The following is a 19952-nucleotide window of genomic DNA, read 5'->3' as shown; positions in this document are numbered from 1 at the left end:
GCTGCCGTTCGGCAGTCTCTCGATCGTTCACCGACTGGAGTTCAGGCACATGTACGAGTGGTCCGACACCGACCTGATGTTCCGCGACGCCTTGCGGGGCTTTATCGACAAAGAGGTGCGACCTCACGTCGACGAGCTCGAAAGCGGTGCGCTGCCGCCGTTCGACATCATTCGCAAGCTGTACTCGACCTTCGGTCTGGCCGACATGGCACGCGAGGGCCTCGAGAAGTCGCTGGCACGCGAGCGCGGCGATGCGCCCTCCGGTGACGGTGAGAAGTCGAGCGCCTTCAGCGGCGCCGGCAGCATGGGCGTCGTGCTCAACAGCGAATTGGCCGGAGTCAGCCTCGGCCTGGTCGCATCGTTGGGTGTCAGCCTCGGATTGGCCGCCGGAACTATCCGCAGCCGCGGCACACTCGCGCAGAAGGAACGCTGGCTCCCCGGCCTGGTGACATTCGAGACCGTCGGCGCCTGGGCGATCACCGAACCGGACTCCGGCTCGGATGCCTTCGGCGGCATGAAGTCCTACGTACGCCGCGACGGCGACGACTACATTCTCAACGGCAACAAGACCTTCATCACCAACGGTCCGTACGCCGACGTGATGATCGTGTACGCAAAGCTCGACGAGGGCGATGCGTCGGTTGATCGTCGCGATCGCAAGGTGCTCGCCTTCATCCTCGACAAGGGCATGGAGGGTCTCACCCAGAGCCCGCCGTTCAAGAAGATGGGCATGAACTCCTCACCCACAGGTGAGCTGTTCTTCGACAACGTCCGCATCACCAAGGACCGTCTGCTCGGCGAGACCGAGGACAGCGGAAAGTCGGACGGCAAATCCAGCGCCAAGGAGAGCTTTGCCGCCGAACGCATCGGCATCGCGTCCCTGTCTCTCGGCATCATCAACGAATGCCACCGTCTGAGTATCGAATACGCGAAGTCCCGCAAACTGTGGGGACGCGAGATCGGGCAGTTCCAGCTCATCCAGCTCAAGCTCGCCGAGATGGAGGTCGCTCGAATCAACGTGCAGAACATGGTCTTCAACGCGATCGAACGTACCGCGGCCGGAGACAAGGTGAGTCTCGCGGAGGCGTCGGCGATGAAGCTGTACTCCTCGCGCGCAGCGACCGAGGTCGCGATGGAAGCCGTGCAGCTGTTCGGTGGAAACGGCTACATGGCCGAGTACCGAGTCGAGCAGTTGGCGCGTGATGCCAAGTCGCTCATGATCTATGCGGGCAGCAACGAAATTCAGGTCACACATATCGCCAAGGGCCTCCTGGGCTGACACCGGTACGTTTTCGCTTGTCGGTCGATCGCAGCAGGAACCAGATAGTCTTGCTGCGGTCGGCGACACCGCGCCGACGGATCGGAGTAAGCAGTGAACGCGCCGGATCCCACAAATGTTCATCCGATGGCCGGGCAACCGCGAGTGGTGTTGCTGAGGCCGTTGATCGACAACCCGTTGATCGAGGTAGGGGAGTACACCTACTACGATGATCCGGAGTTCGCCGAAGAGTTCGAGACTCGAAACGTGTTGCATCACTACGGTCCCGACAAACTGGTGATCGGAAAGTTCTGCGCCCTGGCCACCGGTGTCACCTTCATCATGAACGGCGCGAACCATCGTATGAACGGTGTCTCCACCTACCCGTTTCCGATCATGGGCGGTGATTGGGCCAGGCACATGGATTTGGTGCAGGATCTGCCGTCACGCGGTGACACCGTCGTCGGGAACGACGTGTGGTTCGGCGGGAACGTGACAGTCATGCCCGGTGTCCGGATCGGTCACGGGGCGATCGTGTCCACTGGCGCCGTCGTAACGCGCGACGTCCCGGACTACGCAATTGTCGGCGGCAACCCGGCAACGGAGATCAAGCGCCGCTTCAGTGCCGAAGACATCGAGAAGTTGGTGCGAATTGCGTGGTGGGACTGGCCGATCGAGAAGATCACCCGCCACGTCCGGGTGATCTCGGACGGGAGTGTCGCGGAACTCGAAGCGGTCGAGTGATCTCCGCGCCCGCTAGTTCGTTCGTGTGAGCGAGTAGTTCCGGACATAAAGCAGGGCGGCCGCGAGAAGGCCGACGGCAAGACCTGTTGCGGTGAAGGTGATCAGGTTCGGCTCGAGGTCGAAGTGGATGATGGTCAGGCGAGCACTCCGAGGATGCTCAGGAGCAAGCCGGTAGCGATGAAAACTGCGAAGAGTGGTTCTGCAACACGGTCGCGCAGCGTTGTGAGTCGCATTCGACGATCGTCTCATCTCAGCCCGAGATCGAGAGTCTTTGTCGGTGGCTTCCATTAGCGTGTGCGCATGACTCTCACACTCGGCATGATCACCTTCGACAGTCTCGATCCCGGTCCGCTCGCAACGTGGTGGGCGGCGCAGTTGGGCGGAAACATCGTCGAGGAGAACGACGGTTGGTTCTACATCGTCGCGGTCCCTGACAGCGCCACCAACTTCGCATTCCAGAAGGTCCCGGACCCCACCGCCGGCAAGAATCGCATCCATCTCGATTTGGGGAGTCCGGATCTCGACGCCGAGGTGGCGCGGCTCGTCGAGGCCGGAGCAACTGAGCACCACCGCGAGAACATGGACGGTTTCCGCTGGGTGACGCTCCTCGATCCTGATGGGAATCAGTTCTGCGTGTCCGGTCCTCACGCCTGAGCTAACCGATTCTGTGCTCACCTGATTCGTGGCCACTGATATCCCGGACACCTGTTCGGGCATGATGAGAGGCATGACTTCTCAGACTTCTCGGGCGGCTCGGGCCGGGGCGGCTTCTCTGACCGGGGCCGACGCAGACGGCTTGTGCAGCTTCGTCGATTCGTCACCGTCGCCGTTCCATGTGTGCGCGACGGTGGCGACCGAGCTGACGGCCGGCGGGTTCGTCGAAGTCCACGAAACGCAGTCGTGGCCAGCCGAGCCCGGACGGTACTTCCTCGTGCGAGGCGGTTCGCTGATCGCCTGGAGCACCGAGGGCGTGGGAAACGCCGCTCCGTTCCGGATTGTCGGAGGTCATACCGACAGCCCCAACCTGCGGGTCAAACAGCATCCCGACCTCACTTCGGCCGGGTGGCAGATGGTGGGCCTCGAACCGTATGGCGGTGCGTGGCTGAACTCCTGGCTCGACCGCGATCTCGGTATCTCCGGACGATTGAGTGTCCGGGTGGGAAACACTGTGGAGCAGAAGCTGGTTCGCATCGACGACCCGATTCTTCGTGTTCCGCAGCTGGCTATCCACCTGTCCGAAGATCGCAAGGGTGTGACGCTGGATCCGCAGAGGCACGTCAACGGAATCTGGGGCGTGGGTTCGAAGCCCAAGTCTTTCATCGGCTTTGTCGCCGAGCGTGCGGGTGTAGCCGCGTCGTCGGTTCTCGGCTGGGAATTGATGACACACGACCTTGCGCCCAGCGCAGTCGTGGGGGTGGACAAGGAACTGGTCAGCGCCCCCAGGCTCGACAATCAGGGCACGTGTTATGCAGGGACACAAGCACTTCTGGCCGCAGTCGAGTCGCCCGGTCAGCAGGTCCCAGTGCTTGCACTCTTCGATCATGAAGAGGTCGGCAGCATGTCCGATCGCGGAGCTTTCTCGGACCTGCTGAACACCGTGCTCGAGCGGATCGTGTTGGGACGCGGTGGTGGCCGCGAAGAATTCCTGCAGGCGATGGCCGGCTCGGTATGCGCGTCGGGCGACATGGCACACGCGACGCACCCCAATTACCCGGACCGCCACGAGCCCGCTCATCGGATCGAGATCAACGGTGGGCCGGTACTCAAGGTGAACCAGAACCTGCGCTACGCCACCGATGCGGCCGGTGCCGGCGAATTCGCGCTCGCGTGCGATCAGGCGGGAGTGCCGATGCAGCGCTACGTCCACCGCGCCGATTTGCCGTGCGGCTCCACCATCGGACCGATCACGGCATCACGCACCGGACTGTCCACCGTCGACGTCGGCGCGCCTCAGCTCGCGATGCACTCTGCCCGCGAGCTGATGGGCGCGGCAGATGTCCGCATGTATGCCGACGCGCTCGGTGCGTTCCTCACGCCGCGTAGTTAGAGGGCGGGTAGCTGGGGGAGCGGGCAGTTAACGGGCAGAGAGCCCAGCGGGTGTAGCCGGTAGATCCTCGAAGAAGTCGGCGCTCGGAGTGAAGAACATCGAGCCCGTCACGGCCGTCGAGAAATCGAGCAGACGGTCGTAATTGCCGCGAGGGTTGCCGAGAAACATGTTCTCGAGCATCCGTTCGGTGATCGCCGGCGTGCGGCAGTAGCCGATGAAAAAGGTGCCGATCTCGTCGTCACCGAGGCGCCCGTACGGCATGTTGGCACGCAGGATCTCGAGAGCCTTGCCGTTCTCGTCCTTGATTGCGTTGAGGGCTACGTGCGAGTTGGCCGGCTTCACTTCGGACGTCATCTCGATGTCCTCGAGCTTGCTGCGTCCGATCACACGTTCCTGCTCGTCGACGGTGATTGCTTCCCAGTCCCGCATCTTGTGGACGTAGCGCTGGATATGGACGTAGCTTCCTCCGGTGAACGCAGGATCTTCGTCTCCGACAGTCACGGCGGCGACGGCGTCGCGGCCCACCGGATTCTCGGTGCCGTCGACGAAGCCGATGAGGTCTCGGTTCTCGAAGTACTGGAAGCCGTGAACCTCGTCGACCACCGTGGCTGCGCCGTGCAGTCGCTTCGTGATCTGCCGAGCCACCTCGAAACACGCATCCATGCTCATCGCGCGGATGTGGAAGAGCAGATCGCCGGGAGTCGACGGCGCCGAGTGAACGTCACCCTGTAGAGCGGCGAACGGGTGCAGTAGCGCGGGGCGCGGACCGGCGAACAGTCGATCCCAAACCGACGAACCGATGCTTGTCACCACATCCAAACCTGATCCGGGGACGCGCAGCCCCACGGCGCGCTGCAGGCCGGCGACGTCGGCGAGTAGTTCTCGTGTGGTGTTCTCGCCACCCGGATTCACGGTCGCGACCAGGAAAATCGCAGCCGGAGTGAGGGGAGTGGTCACCGACTGGGACTGTGCTGTGAGGTCGGACTGACGAACATCCTGGGGCATGCGAGACCTTTCGAGGGAGAGAGTGGACCGGCCCTGACTTTAGGAAAACCGACCGGATCACCCAACCGGGGCGGGTGTGACCGGCGATACTTCGCAGGCCCGGAGGTGTTGCGGGTGCTGCCGTCTGCGGAAGTCGTCGGCCCACACCGATAGACTGTCCCCCGGCACGTTCTTTCGTTGGGCACATTCGTGGTGTCCCGCTCCGCGCCGGCTTGCCTCTTGACTCCCGTAGGGAAGGGACCACTCTCCAGTGTCTGCTCACCAGGTCGATACCGTCACGCACGCATCGGCTGATCCCGATGCCGCTCAGCCGTTCAAGGAGCTCGGTCTCAAGGACGACGAATACGCACGCATCAAGGAGATCCTGGGCCGCCGTCCCACGGACGCCGAACTGGCGATGTACTCGGTGATGTGGAGCGAGCACTGCTCGTACAAGTCCTCGAAGGTCCACCTCGGATACTTCGGCAAGACCACCACCGACGAGATGCGCGCCAACATGCTGGCCGGCATCGGTGAGAACGCCGGCGTCGTCGACATCGGTGACGGCTGGGCAGTCACGTTCAAGGTCGAGAGCCACAACCACCCGTCGTACGTCGAGCCCTACCAGGGTGCGGCGACCGGTGTCGGCGGCATCGTCCGCGACATCATGGCCATGGGTGCTCGTCCGATCGCCGTCATGGATCAGCTTCGGTTCGGTGCTGCTGACGCCCCCGATACCCGTCGCGTCGTCGACGGTGTCGTGCGTGGTGTCGGTGGATACGGAAACTCCCTCGGCCTGCCGAACATCGGCGGCGAGACGGTCTTCGACGAGTCCTATGCAGGTAACCCGCTGGTCAACGCCCTCGCTGCCGGCGTCATGCGCGTCGAGGATCTGCATCTGGCCTTCGCTTCGGGTGCAGGCAACAAGATCATTCTGTTCGGTGCTCGCACCGGTCTCGACGGAATCGGCGGCGTCTCGGTCCTCGCGTCGGCGACGTTCGACGACGAGGGTGGAGACACCGGCGGACGTAAGAAGCTGCCCGCGGTTCAGGTCGGCGACCCGTTCACCGAGAAGGTGCTCATCGAGTGCTGTCTCGACCTCTACAAGGCCGGCCTCGTCGTCGGCATCCAGGACCTCGGCGGCGCCGGGCTGTCCTGCGCCACCTCCGAGCTGGCTGCGGCCGGCGACGGCGGCATGCACATCAACCTCGAGAAGGTTCCGATGCGCGCCACCGGAATGACCCCGGCCGAGGTGCTCTCGAGCGAATCGCAGGAGCGCATGTGCGCCGTGGTCACGCCCGAGAACGTCGATGCGTTCATGGAGGTCTGCAAGAAGTGGGACGTCCTGGCCACCGACATCGGCGAGGTCACCGACGGTGAGCACCTCACCATCTCCTGGCACGGCGAGACCGTCGTCGACGTTCCCCCGCGCACCGTCGCGCACGAGGGTCCGGTTTACCACCGCCCCGTCGAGCGTCCGGCAACGCAGGATGCCTTGATCGCGAATACGACTGCCGGACTGAAGCGTCCCGAAACCGACGCCGAGCTCGAAGCGACCCTGCTGAAGATGATCGCCTCGCCTGCCCTGTGCAGCCGCAAGTGGATCACCGAGCAGTACGACCGCTACGTCCGCGGAAACACCGTCCTGGCCGAGAACGCCGACGGCGGTGTCATCCGCATCGACGAGAAGACCGGACGCGGGATCGCACTGTCCACCGACGCTTCGGGCCGCTACACCGCGCTCGACCCGTACACCGGTGCGCAGCTCGCGTTGGCCGAGGCTTTCCGCAACGTGGCAGTCACGGGCGCAACGCCCAAGGCCGTCTCCAACTGCCTGAACTTCGGTTCTCCCGAGGACCCGGGTGTCATGTGGCAGTTCCAGCAGGCCGTTCGCGGCCTTGCCGACGGCTGCGCCACCCTCGGCATCCCCGTCACCGGCGGCAACGTCAGCTTCTACAACCAGACCGGATCCACGGCAATCCTGCCGACGCCGGTGGTTGCCGTCCTCGGTGTGATCGACGACGTTCACCGCCGCATCCCGACGGGCCTCGGACTCGAGCCCGGCGAGACGCTGATCCTGCTCGGCGAGACCCACGACGAGTTCGACGGTTCCATCTGGTCGCAGGTCGAGCACGGTCACCTCGGTGGCGTGCCGCCGAAGGTCGACCTCGCCCGTGAGCAACTGCTCGCCGACATTCTGCTCGCCTCTTCGCGTGACGGTCTCGTCACCGCGGCCCACGACCTCTCCGAGGGGGGACTGGCCCAGGCTGTCGTCGAAGCCGCGCTGGCCGGCGAAACCGGCTGCCGCATCCTGATTCCCGAGGGCGCCGATCCGTTCGTCACCCTGTTCTCGGAATCGTCGGGACGCGTCCTCGTTGCAGTTCCGCGCACCGAGGAGACTCGCTTCACCGGTATGTGCACCGCCCGCGGCTTGCCGTGGACGCGTATCGGGGTCGTCGACGAGGGCAGCGACTCCGTCGAGGTCCAGGGACACTTCTCCGTCACGATGGCCAAGCTCCGTGAGGCCTTCGAGGGAACGCTGCCCGCACTGTTCGGGTGATAGATGGTCGATTCCGGAGAACTGACTTCTTCTGACAGCCAGCCGCAGGAACACCACCTGCGGCTGGCTGTTCCCGCACCCCTCGAGAAGCTCGACAACCGCTTCACCGAGTGGGCGTGGGGGCTCCTCAAACTCGACTTCACCGGCATCGCGTTTGCCGCGTTCTTCTTCTGCTGGTCGTTGACCCCTTCGCTGTTGCCGCGCGATTGGCTTTTCCAAGGTCTGATCGGCGGAATCAACTCGGCCATCGGCTACGGCGTCGGTACTGCGATCGGTTGGGCTATCGAGCGATACCTGCTAAGCGGGCGACGGTGGTGGCCACTGCCCGAGCCGGTGCCTTCCGCGATCAAGGTCTTCGTTCCGGTCGCGTCCATCGTCGCGGCGATCATCATGCTGGTCTACGCGGCCGGGTGGCAACGTGAAATCGCGGCACTGACCGATGCTGAAGGCACGACCACTTCCGGCTACATCCGAACCCTCGGACTGAGCCTGCTCGTCGGTGGCCTGCTCATCTCGATCTGGCGGGTCCTCCACGATCTGGTGAAACTGATTGCCCGACAGCTGATGCGGCGGTTCCACTGGTCACGGTCGGTGGCCAATGGCGTCGGTGTCCTGGTTGTCACCGTCCTGTTCTTCATGCTGGTCGACGGCGTCCTGGTCCGCGGAATCTATGCAGCGACCAACTCGATCTTCAGTCTGCAGAACTCGACCACTCGCGACGGCGTCGTCGAACCGCAGGATCCGATGAAATCGGGTAGCCCCGAATCAGCCGCTCCCTGGGACACATTGGGGTTCGAGGGACGAAACTTCGTCTCGCGCGGACTCGACGCGCAGGAACTCGAAGCGGCAACCGGTAAGCCTGCGATGGATCCGATTCGCGTATATGCCGGACTTGAAAGCGCCGAAGATCCCGAAGAGCGTATGGATCTGGTCATCAAGGAGCTGGAGCGAACCGGCGCCTTCCAACGCAAGGTCCTCGTGGTCATTCCGACGACGGGTACGGGGTGGGTCAATCCCACTGCGGCACAGGCAATCGAACTTGTGCATGACGGCGACACTGCTCTTGTCGCCAGCCAGTACTCGTACCTGCCGAGTTGGATCTCGTTCCTCGCCGATCAGGAGAAGGCGCAAGCTGCCGGACGCCTGTTGATCGAGCGGGTACACGAAAGATGGCTCCAGGAACCGGAAGCCACCAGGCCGAAGTTCATGGTCTACGGCGAGAGCCTCGGCGTCATGGCCGGCGCCGGAGCCTTCGACACACTGCAAGCGGCGCGCGATACCGCCGACGGAATTCTGTGGGTTGGCCCACCGAACGCGACGCAGTTGTGGCGTTCGATCGAGAAGAGGCGCGATCCTGGTACCCCCGAAGTAGCGCCCGTATACGCGGACGGCTTGGCCGGCGTGCGGTTCGCGGATCGCTCCGAAGACATTCCGGCCGACGGGATGACGTGGCCGCAGCCGCGGGTTCTGTTTGTCCAGCACCCTTCCGATCCGGTGGTGTGGTGGTCGCCCGACCTCATGTTCAATCGGCCCGAGTGGCTCAAGGAAGTACCCGGTTTCGACCGCTCGCCGTCGATGAAATGGTTCCCGGTCGTGACGTTCTGGCAGGTGTCTGCAGACCTCGGTAACGCCGCGGGAGTTCCCGACGGTCACGGTCACAATTACGGAACCTCCGTTCTGGACGCCTGGATCAGCGTCGCCCAGCCCGAGGGATGGACGGCCGCAGAAACCGAGCGAGTGCGGTCGGCATTGGTTGTCGCCGTGAAATCAGAGGGCCCCGAGAAGTGAGGGGAGTCGCCTCGATCGCGCTCTCCGCTACCGCGATCACCTGGAGCAACGTCGTGCTTCCGGCATTCGGTCTTTCGCCCCGAGCCCGCGCCGTGGTCAACACTGCGGCCGGTCTGTCGGCCATCGGAGTCCTACTCGCACGTGGTTACACCCGCGAGGAACTCGGCTTGGCGCACACCGGCATTCGTGGTGGTGCTCAGTTCGGCGGAGCCGCGGCGGGGGCGGTCCTCACCGGCTACAGCGTCGCTTTGGCCGTTCCGTCCTTGCGCGCGACTCTCGCTGCCGACGAGCGAGCAGACGGCCGCGAAGACTTCCTCGAATGGATCATCCTGCACATCCCGTTCGGGACGGTGCTCTCCGAGGAACTGTTGTTCCGTAGCGCGATGTCGGCCGTCTGGAGCCGCGAACTGAACAGACCGACCGCGCAGGCTGTTCACGCACTGACCTTCGGGCTGTGGCACGTCGCTCCCGCTCGCGGTGCCGGCGACAACGTTCCCGCAGCAGTGGCGTTCACCGGCGCTTCGGCATTGCTGTTCGAGTGGCTGCACCGCCGTGGCGGCAGCGTACTTGCCCCCGCCCTGCTGCACCTGGCCACGAATGCCGGTGGCGCACTTGCCGTTCGTATCGCTACTCGCAGACAGGGAGTGAACTGATGCCGCCCCGCCGCGCCGTCGACCCCGCCGAATTCCGTGCCGCCGTCCTGGCCGTCGGCCCGTGGCTTCGAGATCCGGAACTGCCGAAGCCTTCGCGCAGTGAACTCGGTGCGGCAGTGAAGATGAGTGCGCGCACTCTCGAACAGATCGCCCCCGGATCGAGCGTCGAGGTGCGGGTCCCACCGTTTGTTGCGGTGCAATGCATCGAAGGTCCGCGTCACACCCGCGGAACCCCGCCCAACGTCGTCGAGACGGACGCTCGGACGTGGTTGCAGATGGTCACCGGATTGCTCGAGTTCTCCGAGGCCTCAGGTGACGGAAGAGTCGACGCCTCAGGTAGCCGCGCTCCCGAAATTGCGCACTGGCTCCCACTGCTGCGGTTGACCTAGCAACAGAGGGGTTGGCGCAGCAACAGAGTGGTTGACGCAGTAACAGTGAGAGACCATCCGGTTCGCTTCGGCGTGATCTGAGAGCCAAGGCAGCCCTCAGGGGAAGTGAGTCCCAAAATGGCCGTAGACTGTGGATGCCCCCCAACCCCTGCCCACAAAGGGAGCGCCCGGTGACTCGTGCCGATCTGTCGGTCAACAGTCCAAATCTCCTCGCTTCGAACCCGTCCGACGAGGACGAGAACGAGCCCCGCGAAGAATGCGGTGTATTCGGCGTCTGGGCGCCGGGAGAGGATGTGGCGAAGCTCACTTATTACGGCCTGTACGCACTTCAGCACCGTGGTCAAGAAGCTGCCGGCATTGCGGTAGCCGACGGCTCCCAGGTGCTGGTGTTCAAGGATCTCGGCCTGGTCAGCCAGGTATTCGACGAGCAGACCCTCGCAGCGATGCCAGGTCACGTCGCCGTCGGACATTGCCGTTACTCCACCACCGGTTCCACGACGTGGGAGAACGCGCAGCCCATCTTCCGTACGACCACTGCCGGCACCGGCATCGCGCTCGGCCACAACGGCAACCTGGTCAACACCGCTGAACTCGCGAGCCGCACCCGTGCAGCCGGCCTGGTCAACGACAAGCGCCCCAATGCCGCGACTTCCGACTCCGACCTCATCGGTGGTCTCCTGGCACACGCTGCCGGCGACAGCACCATCGAACAGGCCGCAATGGAATTGCTTCCCACGTTGGAGGGCGCGTTCTGCCTCACCTTCATGGACGAGCACACGCTGTATGCAGCGCGCGATCCGCACGGCATCCGCCCGCTCTGCCTCGGTCGACTCGACCGCGGTTGGGTAGTCGCCAGCGAGACGGCAGCCCTCGACATCGTCGGTGCGTCGTTCGTTCGCGACATCGAACCCGGTGAGCTGCTTGCGATCGACGCCGACGGCGTTCGCTCCTCACGTTTCGCGAATCCGACGCCCAAGGGATGTGTCTTCGAGTACGTCTACCTTGCCCGTCCCGACAGCGTCATCGGTGGCCGTTCGGTCCACTCGACCCGCGTCGAGATCGGCCGTCTGCTCGCCAGCGAGCATCCCGCCGAAGGTGACTTGGTCATCCCCGTTCCCGAGTCCGGCACCCCCGCAGCAGTCGGGTACGCACAGGGCTCAGGCATTCCTTACGGCCAGGGTTTGATGAAGAACGCCTACGTGGGCCGTACCTTCATCCAGCCGTCGCAGACGATCCGTCAGCTCGGTATCAGGCTCAAGCTCAACCCGCTCAAGGAAGTCATCCGCGGCAAGCGCCTTGTGGTGGTGGACGATTCGATCGTCCGCGGTAACACCCAGCGTGCGCTCATCCGGATGCTCCGCGAAGCCGGCGCCCTTGAAATTCACGTCCGTATCGCCTCGCCGCCGGTCAAGTGGCCCTGCTTCTACGGCATCGACTTCGCCTCACCGGCCGAATTGATTGCCAACGGCGCGGGCGGACAGGATGCGACGTTCGAGGAGATGCTCGACGGTGTGCGTCGTTCCATCGGAGCGGACACCCTCGGATACATCTCCACCGAGGGCATGATCGCCGCCACCGAGCAGCCGGCCAGCCGTCTGTGCGCCGCGTGCTTCGACGGGACCTACCCGATCGCGCTTCCCAAGGAAACGTCGATCGGCAAGAACGTCCTCGAGGGGATGCTCGAGAGCACCGCAGGTTCGACGGCCACTCGCGACAACGACAATGCGAGCGCGCTCAGCCGCCCCTGAACATCAGAATCGTTGAAATTCGACAGCCGAGAATCTGCCGTCCACAGCATGTGGGCGGCAGATTTTCTGTTCACGACTTTCTGTTCCACGACACGGCATACGTCGTGAGCATCTGGCATAGTGCCCTCCGTGGCGCAACTGAGAATGGATGGGCACCGGGTTCTGGTCGCAGACCTGGTGGGGGACACCATCAAAGCGATCAACGGCTCGATGGTGGCGTACGAGGGTGCGATCACCTTCAAGAACGCCGGAATGGGCGGTGGCGGTGGGTTACGTGCCGCGCTGAAACAGAAGGCGGCAGGTGAATCACTGTCCCTGATGGAAGTCAGCGGTCAAGGCACCGTCTACTTCGCGGTCGACGCCCAGGACATCACGATCATCGAGCTCAACAACGACGCTTTGCACGTCGAAGCCTCGCAATTGCTCGCATTGGTCGGCCAACTGCGAACCGACGTGAAATTTGCCGGTCTCCGCGGCGCAGGTTCCGGACAGGGCTTGTTCACGACGGTCGTCAGCGGCACCGGTCTGGTGGCGGTGCTGTCGAAGGGCGGACCGATCATCGCGCTCGAAGTCAGCCCGCAGTATCCGCTGGTTGCCGATCCCGACGCATTCGTCGCTCACCGTGGCCAGCTGAACCAGAGCTTCGTCACCGACGTCACCTGGCGCTCTGCGATCGGCGGTGGCAGCGGTGAAGCGTTCTCGCTGCGATTCGACGGATCCGGAGTCGTCTACATCCAGCCCGAGGAGCGCTGAACCATGCCGTTGGAATTGGTGAACAGCAAGGTCGTCAAGTCGACCCTCGCGCCGGGCCAGAACGTGCTCGCCCGCACCGGGTCGATGCTCTACTACACCGGTGACGTCCGCTTCATCCCGCACAGCATGGGCGGTGGGCCCGGCGCCATGCCGAACATGGGCGGTATCGCCGGGATGGCCGGCCGCATGATGTCCGGCGAGCATGCACGCATGATGGCGGCCGAGGGAAACGGTGAGGTCTTCTACGGGCATGCCGGCTTGTACGTCGAGGTCATCCACCTCGACGGTTCGTCGATGCTCACGGTCGAAGCCGACCGACTCCTCGCACACGACGGTTACCTCCAGAGTTCGATAGTCGCTCTCACGTCGCAGGGCGGTGTGCGCGGAGCAGTACGCGGCGCCATGACCGGTCAAGGGCTGTTCACGACGCAGTTGCACGGACAGGGAAGCGTCGCGGTCCTCTCGCACGGGGGCGCGATTCCGTTGCAGGTCGGTCCGAACAATCCTCAGGTCGTCGTCGACCCGCAGGCATACGTGTGCCACATCGGTCAGATCAACGTCGACATCTCCGCGAACGTCGGCTGGCGCGAGGCCGTCGGCAAGGGCTCGGGGGAGTCCATCCAGCTGAAGATGACCGGCGCCGGCACCGTTTGGGTCCAGGCGTCCGAGCAGAAGTTCTGAGAGGGCACAGAGCATGGGTATCGAAATTCACAATCCGGCAACTCTGCCCGCCAACGACAACGTCCCGGGCAACGACTACGCCTTCTGCGTCGAGATGGCCGGGCAGCCGTGGTTCACGTCCAAGGGCGCGATGATCGCGTACTACGGAAACATCAACTTCGAGCCGCTCGGGCGCACGAGTATGACGGCGATCGTCGCGGCCAGGTTCTCTTCGCCGCTCTACGCCGACGACTGGGTGCTCGCTCAGGGGCAAGGCAAGTTGATCCTCGGGGACCGCGGATTCAACATCAATTCCTACGACCTCGACGACGGCAACCTCACGATTCGCGCGGCCAATCTCCTCGCCTTCGAGACCAGCCTGGACCTCAAACAATCCATCGTCCCAGGCTTTTTGACGCTACTGGGGACAGGCAAGTTCCTGGCGTCGTCCAATGGCCCGGTCATGTTCGCGGAGCCGCCGCTGCGCATCGACCCGCAGGCGTTGGTGGGTTGGGCCGACTGCCCGTCGCCGTCCCACCACTTCGATGCCGACTGGATGCAGAGCTTCCTGGGCGCGGTTCGCGGAAGCATGTTCGGCGCGAACACCGGCGAAGAACGCCAGTTCGATTTCACCGGAGCCGGGACGGTACTGATCCAGTCGAGCGAGAAGGTCGTCCACGACGGACACCTCCTCAAACACATCGAATCCGAGACCGTCGCACTCGGGCAGAACAGTCTGCGCGCACTGCACGCCTCGATCGGTGCGCGGCTGCAGAACTGACGTCTCGGGGTACGCGAGGTCTCACCGAGGGGGCCGGTCCGGTAGCGTATGGGCGTAATCGTCGGTATTTGTGTGCGCGCTCTGGGTCTCGAGTCGAACGATCCATCTCGCGTCACGAGGATTGCAAACACTTCACATTGCAAGACCACTTACCTGTGCACGAGCAATACGTGCTCGCGAGAAATACAAGGCTGGAGTAGTAACCCGATGACCGAGGACAGTCACCGCACCGCAGGCGCCTCCTACGCGGCAGCAGGAGTCGATATCGCCGCAGGCGACCGGGCGGTGGAACTCTTCGCCCCTCTGGCCAAGAAGGCCAGCCGCCCCGAGGTCATGGGTGGCCTCGGTGGTTTCGCCGGCTTGTTCTCCCTCAAGGGTGACTACAAGGAGCCGTTGCTCGCCGCATCGACCGACGGCGTCGGAACCAAGCTCGCTGTCGCGCAGGCGATGGACAAGCACGACACGGTCGGACTCGACCTCGTCGCCATGGTTGTCGACGACCTCGTCGTCTGTGGCGCCGAGCCGCTGTTCCTTCAGGACTACATCGCTGTCGGCCGGGTCATCCCCGAGCGCGTCGCGGAATTGGTCAGCGGCATCGCCGAGGGCTGCATCCAGGCCGGTTGCGCTCTCCTCGGTGGCGAGACCGCCGAGCACCCCGGCATCATGGCTGACGGTGACTACGACCTCTCCGCCACCGGCGTCGGTGTCGTGGAGGCCGAGAAGCTGCTCGGACCGGATCGCGTTCGCCCCGGCGACGTCGTCATCGCGATGGGTTCTTCGGGACTGCACTCCAACGGTTACTCACTGGCCCGCAAGGTCCTGCTCGAGATCGACCGCATGAACCTGAGCGCACACGTCGACGAGTTCGGCCGCACGCTCGGTGAGGAACTGCTCGAGCCCACCAAGATCTACGCCAAGGACTGCCTGGCACTCGCTGCCGAGACCGACGTGCGCACGTTCTGCCACGTCACCGGTGGCGGCCTTGCCAACAACCTCGCGCGCGTCATGCCCAAGGGCTTGGTCGCCGAACTCGATCGCGGAACCTGGAGCCCCGCTCCGGTCTTCGCCATGATCGCGCAGCGCGGACGCGTCGAGCGCGCCGAGATGGAGCAGACGTTCAACATGGGCGTCGGCATGGTCGCCGTCGTCGCACCCGAGGACGTCGACCGCGCACTTGCCGTCCTCACCGCACGCCACATCGACTGCTGGACGCTCGGTAGCGTCAAGAAGGCGTCGGACGCCGCTGCAGAGCGTGCGTTCCTGGCCGGAGACCACCCGCGCTTCTAGACCGCAACGTCAACTGCCCCATCGGAGAAATCCGGTGGGGCAGTTTTGTGTGTCCGTACAAGCAGGCGCGAGGCGGAAAATGGAACGCAAAAATGAGGAAGAGCGATCAGCTCTTCCTCATTTCACAGTCTGCGCGGTGGCAGTGCGCGGTCAACGCCGCCAGTCGTCGTAGTCGTCCTCTCGCGCATGCCCTTCCCTATCGGAAGTCTGGTCCGATCGGACACTGCTCCGATGCGAGTTGGTCGATCCACCTGCGAGCTCTCTTTGCAGGCTGTCGAAATCCGTGGTCGGTACGCTGTATTTCAATTCGCGTGCAACCTTGGTCTGCTTTGCCTTAGCCCGGCCGCGGCCCATGGCTGACCCCCTCGCGCTTTCGCGGGGCGGCCTGGGGAATTTGGCGGCCCCGTTTGAGTGTGTAAGTTTCCTGACACACACTCTAGCGTGGAAAAGTCGCTTCCGCTTCCACGAAGGCCTCACCGCCGTGTCTGATTGCTCTCACTATGGCCGCGAGCTGCCAGGATGCTGAAAGAACTCGTCAGAACTTTGTGAGAACTGCTCAGAAGTTTCCGGGAATAGCGCGAATCGTCCCCACTCGGGCGTCGCCGCCGAAGACCGGAGCGGATGCGAGAGCCGCCAACTCCTCGGTCCACTCGGTGTTCATACGCTTGAGCAGAGCTGCCGCCAAGGGCAGGAGCGCCCGCTCGTGACCGTCGTCGATCTTGAGGGCGAAAGCGGAACCGTCGGGAAGCGCTCCGGCGTAGATGCCGTCGTATCCGGTCTTGGAGAACAGACCCGGCACGGCGGACATCAGGCGCTGATCGTTGCGGCCGGTGCCCGAGACGAGGAAGGGGTTCTCGCGGACCGCGTCGGCCACAGCTCGTTCGGGTGAGTCGGGCTCAGCCGAGGGCAGGCGTCCGAATGCCCGAGCCAGGTTCGTGAGCGAGAGCGGCACGATCGGGAGGCCGCAACCGTCGATGCCGAGTTCCTGCTCTTCCTCGCCGCTGAGATCGAAGATCGTCTCCTGGATCGCGAGCTGCAGGGGATGTGTCGGCTCCATGTACGTCTCGAGCGGCCAGTCGTTCACGACGCACGTCGCGAGCATCGCGGAGTGCTTGCCCGAGCAGGTCATGTAGATCGGGCTGGGAAGCTCGCCCGCTGCGATCAGTTCGGCTCGGGCCAGTTCGTTGCCCGGCAGATCGGAGGGGCACTGCAACTGGTCGACACCGAGTTGGTAGCGAGCGAGAAGCGCTGCGACCAGTTCGATGTGATCGGCCTCGCCCGCATGTGAGGACGACGCGACGGCCAGCTCCTCCGGACTGGTGGGTGCAAAGCCGTTACGAAGCGCAGCGACGGCTTGCAGCGGTTTGTTCGCCGAGCGCGGGTAGATGGGTGTGTGAATTTCCCCGAGTCCGACAACGACCTCGCCGTCGGCGCCGAGAATGACGGCCGATCCGCGATGCACGCATTCGCGGAATCCGGAGCGGACCACTTCCACCAATTCGATACTCACGAGTGCACCTGCGCTTCTGCTTGTTCGATGAACCTATGGACGCGCGCGGTGACGTTCGGTGCAAGATCGGTGTGTTCTGCGAGCAGCCGTCGAAGCCGCTCAGGGTCCGTTCCGGCGAAGACCTCACGAACAGTCACTCCGTGATCCGGTACGTGGACTCGGGTGACCGAATCGCCCGCGGCGATCGTGCCGGTCCGGTTGACGCGAAGGTAGGCGCCGACGTCGGTCCGCTCGGTGAATCTTTTGACCCAGCCCTTCTCCGCGGCCCAGATGCCGAAGGTGCCACACGGGACCCGGGGAGCGGTCACTTCGAGTTCGAGAACGTCCGACGCCTCGGCTCCGGTGATGTGCCAACGCTCGCCGATCACGGCGTCCGTGACGAGCATCCCGCTGATGTGAAGATTCTCGCCGAACCATCCGGGGCCGAGAGGTCGGCCCAATTCGTCCGACCAACGCTGGGCTTCGTCGCGCTGATACGCGTAGACAGCTTGGAAGGCGCCGCCGTGGAACTCGGTGTCGCAGACGTAGTCGCCACCCAGACCGAGTCGGCCGACCGCGACGCGGCCGTCGACGGGACGCTTGTCGATCGCGGTACGGGGGACTCGCCTGACGCCACTGTCACGTTCGGTGTGGACGACGCAGACCGCGTCGACCGTGCCCGTCACTTTCCGCGCAATCGGTTGACAGCCTCACGTCCGGCCTGGGGTGCGTCGTCCGCGACGATCGAATCCGGATCGATGGACGCAGCGCTGGGGCCGGCCATCAGTTCGGTGTCGACCGGGATGTTCCGCTTGATCAGAGCGAGTGCGATGGGGCCGAGCTCGTGATGATTGACGACGGTCCCGACGCGTCCGACGGCCCGTCCGCCCGCCGTGATCGGGTCACCCGGTTCCGGGACGGCTTCGGCGCTGCCGTCGAGGTGCAACATGACGAGATGGCGCGGGGGCTTGCCGAGATTGTGAACCCGGGCAACGGTTTCCTGACCGCGGTAGCACCCCTTGTCGAGGTGGACGGCGCCGTGCTCGGCCGGCCCACCGATCCAGTGGACCTCGTGCGGGATGGTCCGTTCGTCGGTGTCCAGTCCGAGGCGAGGCCTCGTCGCTTCGACGCGCAGTGCCTCGAAGGCCCAACTGCCGGCGGGCTTGGCGCCGGCATCGGTCAGCCTGGTCCACCACGCTGCCAGTTGCTCACGTGGGACGAGAAGATCGAAAGAGTTCTCGGTAGGCCACGGCATGCGGCGGACAAATCCGCCGTCGGCCAAGGCGTGAGCGTCGTAGGCCTCGGTGGGTGTCTGAACCTCGAGTGCGGCGAGGACAGTTGACGCTTCGGGTCCGATCAGGCTCAGGACCGCGAGTTCGTTGCCGTCACGAGGTTCGGCCTTGGACCAGAACACCATCTTCTTCAAGAAGGAGAGAAGGTCGGGTCCGCGGTTCGCCTCGGTGTCGATCCAGGTGACACCTGCCAGGTCCGTCTGCACGAAGTGGTGCTCGACGCGTCCGTTGACGTCCAGGCTCAAGTTCTCGGCACTCTTGCCGTCGGGGAGCGCGGCGATGTGCTGGCTCGAAATCGTGTGCAGCCACGTGAGGCGTTCGTCGCCGGGAATGGCGATCACGAATCTGTGACTGCGGTCGACCACCACTGCTGCGCGCTGCGCGGTTCGCTGTTCGCCGAGAGGATCGCCGTAGTGCCACGCGACACCGATGTCGGCCGAACCGTCCGGTGCGGTGACCGCGCCGGGGGAAGTCAGAAGTGGGCTGTTGGGCACAAGAGCGTTGTCGACCACGAGACCAGTCTAGGAGTGTGGGCGGGATCGCGGTTACAGGGCGGCCCCGGCGGCTTGGCGGATCGTTAGGGTTGATGGCATGCCTGATCGCGTATTGGTGACTCTCGACCATGAGGTGCTCGATGCTGACGCACCGTTTCTGCACGCCGACGACCTGGCGGTGGTGCGCGGCGACGGAGTCTTCGAGACGCTGTTGGTACGCGACGGCCGCGCCCGGGTGGTCGAGGGACACCTGAGTCGACTGGTTCTGAGCGCGCGGGCACTCGGTCTGCCCGCTCCCGTTCTCGATGATTGGCGTCTGGCGATCGAGATGGCTGCCGAGGAGTGGGGGACCGAGAAGGAAGGCGCTCTTCGTCTTGTTCTGACCCGCGGCCGTGAGAGCGGTGACAAGCCGACAGCCTTCGTGATGGTCGGTCCGGTGGCCGATCGGGTCAGACAGGTCCGCGAATCGGGGTTGTCGGTGATGACTCTCGAGCGAGGTTTCTCTGTCGATCTCTCTGCCCGGGCACCCTGGCAGCTACTGGGCGCGAAGACGTTGTCGTACGCAACCAACATGGCAGCGCTTCGATATGCGGCGAATTTGGGTGCTGACGATGTGATCTTCGTCAGTTCCGAGGGCAATGTGTTGGAGGGGCCACGCTCGACGGTGGTGATCGTTCGGGACAGGACTTTGATCACACCGCCTCCCGCACAGGGCATTTTGATGGGCACTACGCAGCGCGCCCTGTTCGACGTTGCCGGCAGTGCTCGCTTCGATTGCCGATACGAAACCCTCCGACCTGCGGATTTGATTGCGGCCGACGGAGTGTGGATGGTTTCGAGCGTCACGCTGGCCGCACGCGTCCATACACTCGACGGGCTCACATTGCCAGAGCCGAAGGTCTCCGGGGAATTCGCGGAATTGGTTGAACGTGCAATTGATTCGGATTCAGCAGGGCGATAGGCGAATAGGAATCGCGACAGGTCTCTACTACATTTGGTAGTAGCAAAGTCCTGCGGTCCAAACC

At 64.1% G+C, this 19952-nt stretch carries 19 protein-coding genes; 14 read left to right on the top strand and 5 right to left on the bottom strand.

Annotated elements, in window-relative coordinates:
- Window positions 1–49 precede the first annotated feature (49 nt).
- The 4 genes from QM609_RS19140 (at window position 50) to QM609_RS19125 (ending at window position 4049) form a co-directional block, all read left to right on the top strand.
- Window positions 50–1279, top strand: coding sequence for an acyl-CoA dehydrogenase family protein (locus QM609_RS19140; RefSeq protein WP_007733810.1), 1230 nt, complete (start codon window positions 50–52; stop codon window positions 1277–1279).
- Between the two features lie 126 nt (window positions 1280–1405).
- A complete protein-coding gene (locus QM609_RS19135; protein WP_042451521.1) occupies window positions 1406–2002 on the top strand; it encodes a CatB-related O-acetyltransferase in 597 nt (198 codons plus the stop codon).
- Window positions 2003–2302: 300 nt separating this feature from the next.
- Window positions 2303–2656 (top strand): VOC family protein, encoded by a 354-nt coding sequence (locus QM609_RS19130; protein WP_020970627.1) that lies wholly within the window; start codon window positions 2303–2305, stop codon window positions 2654–2656.
- Between the two features lie 73 nt (window positions 2657–2729).
- Window positions 2730–4049, top strand: coding sequence for a M18 family aminopeptidase (locus QM609_RS19125; protein ID WP_050654786.1), 1320 nt, complete (start codon window positions 2730–2732; stop codon window positions 4047–4049).
- Window positions 4050–4076: 27 nt separating this feature from the next.
- Here the strand turns inward: QM609_RS19125 and QM609_RS19120 are convergent, their stop codons facing one another.
- A complete protein-coding gene (locus QM609_RS19120) occupies window positions 4077–5054 on the bottom strand; it encodes a Dyp-type peroxidase (RefSeq protein WP_050654785.1) in 978 nt (325 codons plus the stop codon).
- Window positions 5055–5304: 250 nt separating this feature from the next.
- Here QM609_RS19120 and purL point away from each other — a divergent pair, with 250 nt between their 5' ends.
- From purL to purM, 9 genes are all read left to right on the top strand, one after another.
- Window positions 5305–7593, top strand: a complete 2289-nt coding sequence (purL, locus tag QM609_RS19115) for a phosphoribosylformylglycinamidine synthase subunit PurL (protein WP_007733819.1) — start codon at window positions 5305–5307, stop codon at window positions 7591–7593.
- A 3-nt stretch (window positions 7594–7596) separates the two neighbouring features.
- Window positions 7597–9381 (top strand): alpha/beta hydrolase, encoded by a 1785-nt coding sequence (locus QM609_RS19110; protein ID WP_050654784.1) that lies wholly within the window; start codon window positions 7597–7599, stop codon window positions 9379–9381.
- Window positions 9378–10034 (top strand): CPBP family intramembrane glutamic endopeptidase, encoded by a 657-nt coding sequence (locus QM609_RS19105; protein ID WP_007733821.1) that lies wholly within the window; start codon window positions 9378–9380, stop codon window positions 10032–10034. Before QM609_RS19110 ends, QM609_RS19105 begins: the two co-directional genes overlap by 4 nt.
- On the top strand, window positions 10034–10423 hold the full coding sequence (locus tag QM609_RS19100) for a sterol carrier family protein (RefSeq protein WP_007733822.1): 390 nt from the start codon (window positions 10034–10036) through the stop codon (window positions 10421–10423). Before QM609_RS19105 ends, QM609_RS19100 begins: the two co-directional genes overlap by 1 nt.
- A gap of 170 nt (window positions 10424–10593) precedes the next feature.
- On the top strand, window positions 10594–12171 hold the full coding sequence (gene purF, locus QM609_RS19095; RefSeq protein WP_003940541.1) for an amidophosphoribosyltransferase: 1578 nt from the start codon (window positions 10594–10596) through the stop codon (window positions 12169–12171).
- 144 nt (window positions 12172–12315) lie between these two features.
- Window positions 12316–12924, top strand: a complete 609-nt coding sequence (locus QM609_RS19090; RefSeq protein WP_003940441.1) for an AIM24 family protein — start codon at window positions 12316–12318, stop codon at window positions 12922–12924.
- A gap of 3 nt (window positions 12925–12927) precedes the next feature.
- The gene (locus QM609_RS19085) at window positions 12928–13605 is read left to right on the top strand and encodes an AIM24 family protein (RefSeq protein WP_003939918.1); all 678 of its coding nucleotides are present in this window, start codon (window positions 12928–12930) and stop codon (window positions 13603–13605) included.
- 13 nt (window positions 13606–13618) lie between these two features.
- Entirely contained in the window at window positions 13619–14365 is a 747-nt protein-coding gene (locus tag QM609_RS19080) for an AIM24 family protein (RefSeq protein WP_003939813.1), read from the top strand.
- 207 nt (window positions 14366–14572) lie between these two features.
- Window positions 14573–15652: a phosphoribosylformylglycinamidine cyclo-ligase gene (purM, locus tag QM609_RS19075; protein WP_003940225.1), complete on the top strand. Its 1080-nt coding sequence runs from the start codon at window positions 14573–14575 to the stop codon at window positions 15650–15652.
- A 150-nt stretch (window positions 15653–15802) separates the two neighbouring features.
- On the opposite strand, the gene QM609_RS19070 is transcribed toward purM, so the two are convergent.
- The 4 genes from QM609_RS19070 to ygfZ form a co-directional block, all read right to left on the bottom strand.
- Complete coding sequence (locus QM609_RS19070) at window positions 15803–16006, bottom strand: DUF3073 domain-containing protein (protein ID WP_003940337.1); 204 nt, start codon at window positions 16004–16006, stop codon at window positions 15803–15805.
- 202 nt (window positions 16007–16208) lie between these two features.
- Window positions 16209–17162: an asparaginase gene (locus QM609_RS19065; protein ID WP_003940365.1), complete on the bottom strand. Its 954-nt coding sequence runs from the start codon at window positions 17160–17162 to the stop codon at window positions 16209–16211.
- Complete coding sequence (locus QM609_RS19060) at window positions 17159–17827, bottom strand: MOSC domain-containing protein (RefSeq protein WP_050654783.1); 669 nt, start codon at window positions 17825–17827, stop codon at window positions 17159–17161. The genes QM609_RS19065 and QM609_RS19060 overlap by 4 nt, the downstream gene beginning before the upstream one ends.
- Entirely contained in the window at window positions 17824–18945 is a 1122-nt protein-coding gene (gene ygfZ / locus QM609_RS19055; protein WP_007733828.1) for a CAF17-like 4Fe-4S cluster assembly/insertion protein YgfZ, read from the bottom strand. Before ygfZ ends, QM609_RS19060 begins: the two co-directional genes overlap by 4 nt.
- Window positions 18946–19024: 79 nt before the next feature.
- Here ygfZ and QM609_RS19050 point away from each other — a divergent pair, with 79 nt between their 5' ends.
- Window positions 19025–19888 carry an aminodeoxychorismate lyase gene (locus QM609_RS19050; protein WP_007733829.1) on the top strand — a complete coding sequence of 288 codons (864 nt, stop codon included), beginning with the start codon at window positions 19025–19027 and terminating at the stop codon, window positions 19886–19888.
- Window positions 19889–19952 lie beyond the last annotated feature (64 nt).

The organism is Rhodococcus sp. IEGM 1302, assembly GCF_030056935.1.
Taxonomy (GTDB): Bacteria; Actinomycetota; Actinomycetes; order Mycobacteriales; family Mycobacteriaceae; genus Rhodococcus_F; species Rhodococcus_F qingshengii.
The sequence above is the reverse complement of the archived record's forward strand: the minus strand, read 5'-3'. Positions and strand labels throughout refer to the sequence as shown.

Bases quoted from the DNA above. Each gene is read 5' to 3' on its own strand.
- QM609_RS19140 (WP_007733810.1), top strand. From the start codon at position 50: ATGTACGAGTGGTCCGACACCGACCTGATGTTCCGCGACGCCTTGCGG.
- QM609_RS19135 (WP_042451521.1), top strand. From the start codon at position 1,406: ATGGCCGGGCAACCGCGAGTGGTGTTGCTGAGGCCGTTGATCGACAAC.
- QM609_RS19130 (WP_020970627.1), top strand. From the start codon at position 2,303: ATGACTCTCACACTCGGCATGATCACCTTCGACAGTCTCGATCCCGGT.
- QM609_RS19125 (WP_050654786.1), top strand. From the start codon at position 2,730: ATGACTTCTCAGACTTCTCGGGCGGCTCGGGCCGGGGCGGCTTCTCTG.
- QM609_RS19120 (WP_050654785.1), bottom strand. From the start codon at position 5,054: ATGCCCCAGGATGTTCGTCAGTCCGACCTCACAGCACAGTCCCAGTCG.
- QM609_RS19110 (WP_050654784.1), top strand. From the start codon at position 7,597: ATGGTCGATTCCGGAGAACTGACTTCTTCTGACAGCCAGCCGCAGGAA.
- QM609_RS19100 (WP_007733822.1), top strand. From the start codon at position 10,034: ATGCCGCCCCGCCGCGCCGTCGACCCCGCCGAATTCCGTGCCGCCGTC.
- QM609_RS19090 (WP_003940441.1), top strand. From the start codon at position 12,316: ATGGATGGGCACCGGGTTCTGGTCGCAGACCTGGTGGGGGACACCATC.
- QM609_RS19085 (WP_003939918.1), top strand. From the start codon at position 12,928: ATGCCGTTGGAATTGGTGAACAGCAAGGTCGTCAAGTCGACCCTCGCG.
- QM609_RS19080 (WP_003939813.1), top strand. From the start codon at position 13,619: ATGGGTATCGAAATTCACAATCCGGCAACTCTGCCCGCCAACGACAAC.
- purM (WP_003940225.1), top strand. From the start codon at position 14,573: ATGACCGAGGACAGTCACCGCACCGCAGGCGCCTCCTACGCGGCAGCA.
- QM609_RS19070 (WP_003940337.1), bottom strand. From the start codon at position 16,006: ATGGGCCGCGGCCGGGCTAAGGCAAAGCAGACCAAGGTTGCACGCGAA.
- QM609_RS19050 (WP_007733829.1), top strand. From the start codon at position 19,025: ATGCCTGATCGCGTATTGGTGACTCTCGACCATGAGGTGCTCGATGCT.